The sequence below is a fragment of the Micromonospora sp. ABR4_055 genome (assembly GCF_056160425.1).
In genome coordinates this window covers 41,643-49,349 of the sequence record NZ_JBSWXD010000027.1, presented here as the reverse complement: position 1 = coordinate 49,349, position 7,707 = coordinate 41,643, and the positions used below count along the sequence as shown (strand labels likewise).

The 7,707-nt window shown below is 71.0% G+C and carries 7 protein-coding genes and 1 pseudogene; 4 read left to right on the top strand and 4 right to left on the bottom strand.

The annotated features are described in order from the left end of the window. Window positions 1-1,046: pseudogene (locus ACXAHD_RS09610) on the bottom strand (LuxR family transcriptional regulator); the annotation flags it as partial. 396 nt (window positions 1,047-1,442) lie between these two features. On the opposite strand from ACXAHD_RS09610, the gene ACXAHD_RS09605 reads away from it, so the two are divergent. Next, a complete protein-coding gene (locus ACXAHD_RS09605; protein ID WP_475049845.1) occupies window positions 1,443-2,912 on the top strand; it encodes a dynamin family protein in 1,470 nt (489 codons plus the stop codon). A 166-nt stretch (window positions 2,913-3,078) separates the two neighbouring features. Then, on the top strand, window positions 3,079-5,094 hold the full coding sequence (locus ACXAHD_RS09600; protein WP_475049843.1) for an Hsp70 family protein: 2,016 nt from the start codon (window positions 3,079-3,081) through the stop codon (window positions 5,092-5,094). Window positions 5,095-5,216: 122 nt separating this feature from the next. Here the strand turns inward: ACXAHD_RS09600 and ACXAHD_RS09595 are convergent, their stop codons facing one another. Genes ACXAHD_RS09595 through ACXAHD_RS09585 form a run of 3 tightly spaced genes read right to left on the bottom strand, consistent with a single transcriptional unit; the run spans window position 5,217 to window position 6,232 of the window. Then, complete coding sequence (locus ACXAHD_RS09595; RefSeq protein WP_281552960.1) at window positions 5,217-5,690, bottom strand: DUF817 family protein; 474 nt, start codon at window positions 5,688-5,690, stop codon at window positions 5,217-5,219. A 34-nt stretch (window positions 5,691-5,724) separates the two neighbouring features. Next, window positions 5,725-5,961, bottom strand: a complete 237-nt coding sequence (locus ACXAHD_RS09590; RefSeq protein ID WP_475049841.1) for a DUF817 family protein — start codon at window positions 5,959-5,961, stop codon at window positions 5,725-5,727. 46 nt (window positions 5,962-6,007) lie between these two features. Beyond that, entirely contained in the window at window positions 6,008-6,232 is a 225-nt protein-coding gene (locus ACXAHD_RS09585; protein ID WP_475049838.1) for a hypothetical protein, read from the bottom strand. A gap of 284 nt (window positions 6,233-6,516) precedes the next feature. Between ACXAHD_RS09585 and ACXAHD_RS09580 the strand changes: the two genes are divergently transcribed. Then, window positions 6,517-6,777 carry a hypothetical protein gene (locus tag ACXAHD_RS09580; RefSeq protein ID WP_278171781.1) on the top strand — a complete coding sequence of 87 codons (261 nt, stop codon included), beginning with the start codon at window positions 6,517-6,519 and terminating at the stop codon, window positions 6,775-6,777. Window positions 6,778-6,870: 93 nt separating this feature from the next. Further along, on the top strand, window positions 6,871-7,689 hold the full coding sequence (locus ACXAHD_RS09575; protein WP_281552964.1) for an inositol monophosphatase family protein: 819 nt from the start codon (window positions 6,871-6,873) through the stop codon (window positions 7,687-7,689). Window positions 7,690-7,707 lie beyond the last annotated feature (18 nt).

Genomic DNA, 7,707 nt, shown 5'->3' with positions numbered 1-7,707 from the left:
GGTCGTCGGAAGCGTAGGGTGGGGAGAAGAGACAGGGCCGGTGCCGCAGCTGGCCCGTCCAGGTCGACCGGCACCCCCAGCAGGGTGGCCGCCTCGGCCCGCCCGGCGGCCACGGTGGATGGCTCGGCGCCGGCGTCCAGCGCGTCGTCGTACCAGGTCAGCGCGCTGCCCGGGTCGGTAAACCGCAACCGGTCGCCGGCCTGCCGGTAGACGTCGGCGGCGGTCGGGGTCCGGGCCCGCGCGGCGCGTAGCTGTCCGGCGGCGCGGACTGGGTCGGCACCGGTGGCCAGCAGCGCCGTGGCCACGGTCTCGTGCAGCCGACGGCGCTCCGACGGGGGCAGGTCGAACAGCAACGCCCGGGCGACCGCCGGGATCATCCGTTCTCCGTCGGGGGTGAGCAGTCCCTCGTCGCGCAGCGACCGCATCGTGGCGGCCGCCTCGGCCGGGTCCAGGCCGGTCGCGGCGCAGACCACGTCGTCGGCCAGGTCCAGACCGAGAGCCAGGACTGCGGCCAGTCCGGCGACACCGCGTCCGGCGGTGGCGAATCGACGTTGTAGCCGGGCTACCAGGGCGGGCGGCGTACCGGCCGGGTCGGCGGCGACCGCGACGGCGACAGCGGCCAGCCCGGCGGAGGCAACCTGGAGCGCGTGCAGCTGTTCCGCTGTGGCCGGTCGGCCGAGAACCTCCTCTGCCAGCTCGGCCAGGGCGGCCGGTGCGAGTGGGCCGAGCTGCTCGACCGGGCCCTGCCCGGAGACTGCCTCGTCCAGGTCGGCGAGTTCCGGGCCGATGATCGTGGGACGGCGGGCGATCGCCATCGACACCCCGCCGTAAGCAGCCACGGTCAGTGACCGTAAGATCGCTGGCTCCAGGTGGTGTGCGTCGTCGACCAGGACCAGGGCGCCGTCAGCTCGGGCCTGATCGAGAAGAACCTGCAGGTCGTCGGTTGTCGCGGGCGACACGCGTACGGCCGGTCGGCCGGCGGCTGCGGCGATCTCGCCTAGCCGCCGCGATCGCCCGGAACCGTCCACACCCACCACGACAGTCACCGGTGCAGCCCCTCCTTGCCCGTGTCAGTGAGGCAGTGTACGGACGGCTCCGCAGGCCGACGCATGGCCTGACCCCGTACGCGTGTACCGTGTACTCTCGGCCCGACCTGGGCGCTGAGTGTGCCGTACCCCGAACGTGCGTTCCGCCGGCCGCCGAACGTGCGCGTGGTCAGCTGTGCTGTGTCTCCCGGCTGGGCTGTTCAGCCGGTCAGCAACTCGTTGATCGACAGGGTCGCCCGGGTGAATCTGCGGGTCGGTCCGGTACCGGTGACCGACTCCGACGAGTGAGACAACAGGACACATCCCCGGCGGACTAGAAAGTAGCGGTGTGAGAAATGTGCAGTCCGAGTTGGTCTGTAGTCATATCCCCAGGCCACGGTCACCGGCGGTGACCGGATGAGTCTGATCGACCGGACCCGCAGCGTGCTCGGCGACGCCGTCGAGGTCTACCGGGGCACCGCATACGAGCGGCGGCTCAGCGCCGTCCGCGACCGGCTCGACGAGCCGCTGCGAGTGGCCATCGCCGGTCGGGTCAAAGCGGGCAAGTCCACCTTGCTCAACGCGCTGGTCGGTGACCGGCTGGCCCCGACCGACGCCGGGGAGTGCACCCGGATAGTCACCTGGTACCAGGACGGACATACCTACCGGGTGCTGGCGACGCCCACCCAGGGCGAGCCACGACAGCTCCGGTTCACCCGCGAGGACGGCGCGATCGATGTCGACCTGGGCGACCTGTCCGTCGACGACGTCGCGCAGCTGGACATCACCTGGCCTTCGCAGGCCCTGCGTAACGTGACGCTCATCGATACCCCCGGTATCGGTTCGCTCTCCGAGCAGACTTCCCGGCGCGCCTGGGACCTGCTCGTCCCGGACGAGGAGGAGACCCCGGCAGACGCCGTCGTCTACCTGATGCGCCACCTGCACTCCAACGACGTCGACTTCCTGCGGGCCTTCCACGACGTGGAGGTGTCCCGGCCCAACCCGGTCAACGCCATCGGCATCCTGTCCCGGGCCGACGAGATCGGCGTCGGCCGCCTCGACGCGATGGCGTCCGCCCGGCGGATCGCCGAACGGCTGAGCACCGACGCGAACGTGCGACGGCTGGTGCAGTCGGTCGTCCCGGTTGCCGGTCTGCTCGCCGAGACCGCCGCGACGTTGACCGAAGTGGAGGTCGCGCAACTACGCCGGGTCGCCGAACTGCCGGTGGCCCAGGCCGAACAGCTGCTGCTCTCCGCCGACCGGTTCGTGCAGAACATGCCCGAACTCGGGCTGACCACGATCGAACGGGAAGCACTGCTGGCCCGGCTCGGCATGTTCGGCCTGCGGCTGTCCGTCGCGATGCTGCGACACAACGGCGCGGCGACCGCCACCGAACTTTCCCAGGAGTTGACCGAGCGCAGCGGGCTCACCCAGCTGCGCGAGGTCCTCGGCTCACTGTTCTTCGAGCGTCGGGACGTGCTCAAGTCCCGGTCGGCGCTGCTGGCGCTCGCCGACGTCACCCGGCTCTGTGACCGACCCGGCAGTGAGCAGGTAGCCGGCGCGGTCGAGGAGATCATCGCCTCGGCGCACCCGTTCAACGAGCTGCGCGTGCTGTCCAGCCTGCGGGCCGGCTGGATCACCGGCAAGCCCGCGGTCGTCGCCGAGCTCGAGCAGGTGATCGGCGGCTCCGGCGCGGCGGCGCAGCAACGGCTGCGGCTGCCGGCCGACGCGACCACCGCCGAGGTGACCGAGGGCGCGGTCGAAGCGCTGGGCCGTTGGCAGCGGCGCGCCGAAAGCCCGATGACCCCGTACGAACTGGCGGTGGCCGCCCGGGTGGCGGTCCGGTCCTGCGAGGGCATCATCGCCGACCAGCGGCGATCCCGGTGACCGGGTGCCTGGCCGGGGTCAGCCGGCCCAGCGGTGCCGCCGGACGTTCGCCACGTACCACTACCGTTTTCAACAGTGATCCGACCTTGTGGTGTGCGGCACACCACCGGTCGGCTACCCAGACCCGGCCATACCTGTCTCCACAAACTTCATCGGAGCAACCCTGATGTACGCACTCGGCATTGACCTCGGCACAACGTTCACGGCGGCAGCGATCTGGCGGGAAGGCCGGGTGGAGACCGTCTCACTCGGCGGCCGGAGCTCCGCGATCCCATCCGTGGTGCTGCTGCGGCAGGACGAAACGTTCCTCACCGGCGAGGCGGCGCACCGTCGTGGGCTCTCCGAGCCGCAGCGGGTGGCCCGCGAGTTCAAGCGGCGGCTCGGCGACACCACCCCGATCCTGCTCGGCGGCGTACCGCAGTCGGCCGAAGCGTTGATGTCCCGGTTGCTACGGTCGGTGGTGGAGGAGGTGGCCCGCCGAGAGGGTAGCTTCCCTGCGGCGATCTGCGTCTCGCACCCGGCCAACTGGGGGCCGTACAAGCTCGACCTGCTGCGCCAAGCGGTGCGGATGGCCAACCTCGATGTGCCGGTGACCTACACCACCGAGCCCGCCGCCGCAGCGATCAACTATGCCGAGCAGCAGCGGATCGAGCCGGGCTCCATCGTCGCCGTCTACGACCTGGGTGGTGGCACCTTCGACGCGGCGATGCTGCGCAAGACCCCCACCGGCTTCGAGATCATGGGCCAGCCGGAGGGCATCGAACGCCTCGGCGGCATCGACTTCGACGCAGCGGTGTTCAACCATGTCCGGGCAACGCTCGGCGGGAAACTCGAAGAGCTCGACGAGGAGGATCCGGCGGCGATCGCCGCCGTCGCCCGGCTGCGCGACGAGTGCATCCAGGCCAAGGAGGCGCTGTCGTCGGACACCGACACCTCGATCCCGGTGCTGCTGCCCAACATCTCCACCGAGATCCGGCTCACCCGAGCCGAGCTCGAGGCGATGGTCCGCCCGGTACTGCACGGCTCGATCGAGGCGCTGCACCGGGCCGTACGGTCCGCCGGCTGCTCGCCGGAACAGGTGCACTCGGTGCTGCTGGTCGGTGGCTCGTCGCGGATGCCGATCGTCTCCCAGCTGGTCGGCTCCGAGCTGGGCCGGCCGGTGGCGGTCGACGCGCACCCCAAGTACTCGGTCTCGCTCGGCGCCGCCTGGCTGGCCGCCGCGGAGCTGACCGGCCAGACGATGCCGGCCGGGCCCGCCCCGACCCAGACCCCGGCTCCGCCGGCTCCGCCGGCTGCGGCGGCTGCGGCGGCTGCGGCGACCGGCACCTACCGGGTGCCGCCGACCGCGCCGGTCCCGCCGACCGCGCCGACCGCGCCGGTCTCCGCGGCGGGCTACCGCACGTCGTCGCCGCCGGCTGGCGTCACTGGCGTCGCCTCCGTCGGACGCGGCAGCCCGGACGCCGGCAGCGGCTATCCGTCCCGTACCGAGACCTTCGCTTCGGCGAACTCCATCGGCACTGAAGACTCCCCGGGGCGGCGCGGTGGGGAGAAACCGTCGGCGAAGCGTGGCCGGGGGCCGCTGATCGTGGCCGCCGCCGTGTTGGTGGTGCTGTTCACCGGCGGCGGGGTCACCTACGCGCTGACCAGCGGACAGGGCGACGACGGCCAGCCGGTGGCCAACGGCGTGGACGATCCTGGTCAGGACACCGGAGCGGAACAGCCGCAGGACCAGCAGCCGGAGCAGACCGGTGAGCCGGAGCCGGAAACGCCGCAGATCCCGGCCGACGAGCAGTGCACCGACGAGATCAAGAGCAACTGGACCTGGGTCTGTCTCACCTCGGCGCGGGTCGCCGGCGGCAAACTGACCGTGGAGTACGAGGCCGAGTTCGGCGGGAACCAGCCGTCCACCAACGGCGGATGGCACCTGCACATCTACGGCAGCGACGGCACCACCCCGCCGGACCACGTGATGGGCAGCCACGTCCCCGACGGCCAGCGGGGATCCTGGTACGTCGAGGACCAGAACCCGTCGGTGGTCTGGACGAACGACCGGGCGTTCATCAACGCGATCGGCGAACAGCCGAAGGTGTGTGCCCGGATCGCGAACTCGGCCCACGAACTGGCGCAGCACGACAACGGCAGCTACACCACCGGCAACTGCGTCAAGATTCGCTGGGAGTGACCCGGTAGTCGACCCGGACCGCGCGGGTGTTCCTGTGTGGAGATGCTGTCGGGCACGGGAACACTCGCCGGGTGGCTGTTGGATGCCGGCGGGTCTGCCGGTGACCTGCGACCGGGTGCCGGTCAGTCCGACCGGGTCGTGACGCTTGGCCGAGGGCGGTCGCCGTACAGCCGCCCCTCGGTCGCCTTCACCGACGCGACCAGGACGAACGACAGCGTCACCAGCAGCGCCCAGGAGCCGAACTTGCCAGCGTGCACGAACGTCCAGACGTGCTGCTGGTCCGGGTAGGTCCAGGCGCCGAGGAACGTGGCGATGTTCTCGGCGACCCACAGGAAGAAGCCGATCAGCACGAACGCCAGAGCCAGTGGCATCCGTAGCCGGGCGTCGCCGACGGTGTAGTGCACCCAGGTCCGGCGGAGCGCGATCAGCAGCAGCACCGCGATCACCCAGCGGGCGTCGGGCAGGACGTGGTGGGTGAAGAAGTTGACGTAGACCGCGACGGCGAGCCCGGTCACCGCCATCGCCGGGTAGCGGGTCACCCGTAGGTCGAAGCGGCGCCACGCCTGACAGATATAGGAGCCGACCGCCCCGTACATGAAACGGAGTAGAGCGGCACCCCGGCGACCTGGGTCAGCGCATCCTCCGGGTACGACCCAGCCGATGCGCCACAACCCCGATCGTCAGCGCGACCATACAGATCAGCAGCGCGTCGTAGCGGGAGACCGGCAGCGGGACCACCGATGTCAGCGCCAGACAGGTGAAGACCGCGACCGCGAAGCCGCACGACTTCGCCTCGGTCCAGCCGAACCGCAGCAACAGGACGGCGCGTCGGCGCAGGTCCGCGCGGGCCCAGACGGCCGCCGTCATGGCGGTCGCCCCGGAGCCGGGCCGGCTGGGCCGGCTCCGGTGCTCGTCAGCGGCGGCCGACCCGGGACAGTCCCGGGCCGGTGTCGTGGTCGTCGATCTCGACCGAGCCCAGCTGCATGAACCGCCGCAGCGCGTGTTCGACAGTCGCCCCGGTGTACCCGCTGGCGACGTCGCGCCTGCGCAGTACCGGCCCGACTGGACGGACCGGCCCGACCGGGCGTCGGTGATCCGACTCGATCAGCGCGGATACCTGACTGTGACCCTGTCCCACAGCGACTCCATACCTTCGAGTGTGACCTTTGAGCGTGGTCTGCCCCACACGGCCGGGCCTACCCTACCGTTGCCGTCGGTGATCATCGAATGGTGTACCGACGGGTCGGATGGGTGGCCGGGACCAGCGCCCACCGGCTGTTACTACGCCTTCACCGTTGCTACATCTTGACTTGCTGCGACCACTCTCCGTGATTGTGTCGTCTGGTCGGTGGACTTCGACAGTGGCTCAGCTCCGGTAGCGTCGTACCGGTCCGGTGGTCGTCCGATGGGGAGGGTTCAGGCGTGAGCTCGGTTGAAGAGGTCAAGGCGGGAGTCGCCCGGTTCGGTGACGAGCTCGGCCAGCAGGTCGGGGCGATCCGGGCGAGTGCGGAGGCGCTGAGTACCAGCGGGGCCGCGCTGCGGGCGATCACCAGCGGGTCCAGCCACTCGCAGGTGGCCGAGACGATCGCCAAGGTCGAGCAGGCCAAGCAGAAGCTGGCCGAAGCGGCCGCCCTCGCGCAGAGCGCGATCGAGTCGAGCCGCGGGTACGCGTCGAGCTTCTGACCAGCGGTCGACCGGCTGTCCCGGTTGGTGGTGTGTCCCGGTTGGTGGTGTGTCTAGGGTTGCAGGGCTGGTGGCCTGTCTAGGGTTGGCGGCATGGCTGACGATCCGCTTGCCCTGGACGACCTGCTCACGATCGCGACACAGGCCACCGCACGCGGTGCCGAGCTGATCCGTACCCGTGAGCCCGGACACCTGGCCGGCAAGGGTGACCGGGACTACGCGTCCGAGGTGGATCTCGCTGTCGAACGGGAGCTGCGTGCCTTCCTGGCCGACGCCACCCCGCACGTCGGGTTCCTCGGCGAGGAGGAAGGCGTCTCCGGGGTCGGCGACGGGCCTCAGTGGGTGCTGGATCCGGTCGACGGCACGGTCAACTTCGCGCACGGCGTACCGCTGTGCGGGGTGTCGTTGGCCCTGGTCCGGGACCGGCGTCCGGTGGTCGGGGTGATCGAGTTGCCGTTACTGGGCGGCCGGTACACCGCGACTCTCGGCGGGGGCGCGTGGCGCGACGACCGGCCGATCCGGGTGCGGGGCACGACGCGGCTGCCCGACGCGTTGGTCAATCTCGGCGACTTCGCGGTGGGCGACGAAGCCGCGGAGCGCAACGCCGCCCGGTTCGCGCTCACCCAGCGGATGGCCCGGGGCGCGCTGCGGGTGCGGATGCTCGGCTCCGCCGCGATCGACCTGGTCTGGGTGGCCGACGGTCGTACCGATGTGTCGATCGCCCTGTCGAACAAGCCGTGGGACATGGCCGCCGGCACGTTGATCGCCCGAGAGGCGGGTGCCGCCGTCGTCGACATCGACGGTACGCCGCACAGCCTCGACTCGTTCGCGACGATCGCTGCGGCTCCGCAGCTGCTCGACGAGGTCCTCGCGCAGGTGCGGGCGGCGGCTGACGACGGCGGGCTCACCTGACGACGGCGGGCTCGTAGG

Bases quoted from the DNA above. Each gene is read 5' to 3' on its own strand.
- ACXAHD_RS09605 (WP_475049845.1), top strand. From the start codon at position 1,443: ATGAGTCTGATCGACCGGACCCGCAGCGTGCTCGGCGACGCCGTCGAG.
- ACXAHD_RS09575 (WP_281552964.1), top strand. From the start codon at position 6,871: ATGGCTGACGATCCGCTTGCCCTGGACGACCTGCTCACGATCGCGACA.
- ACXAHD_RS09600 (WP_475049843.1), top strand. From the start codon at position 3,079: ATGTACGCACTCGGCATTGACCTCGGCACAACGTTCACGGCGGCAGCG.
- ACXAHD_RS09590 (WP_475049841.1), bottom strand. From the start codon at position 5,961: ATGACGGCGGCCGTCTGGGCCCGCGCGGACCTGCGCCGACGCGCCGTC.
- ACXAHD_RS09595 (WP_281552960.1), bottom strand. From the start codon at position 5,690: ATGTACGGGGCGGTCGGCTCCTATATCTGTCAGGCGTGGCGCCGCTTC.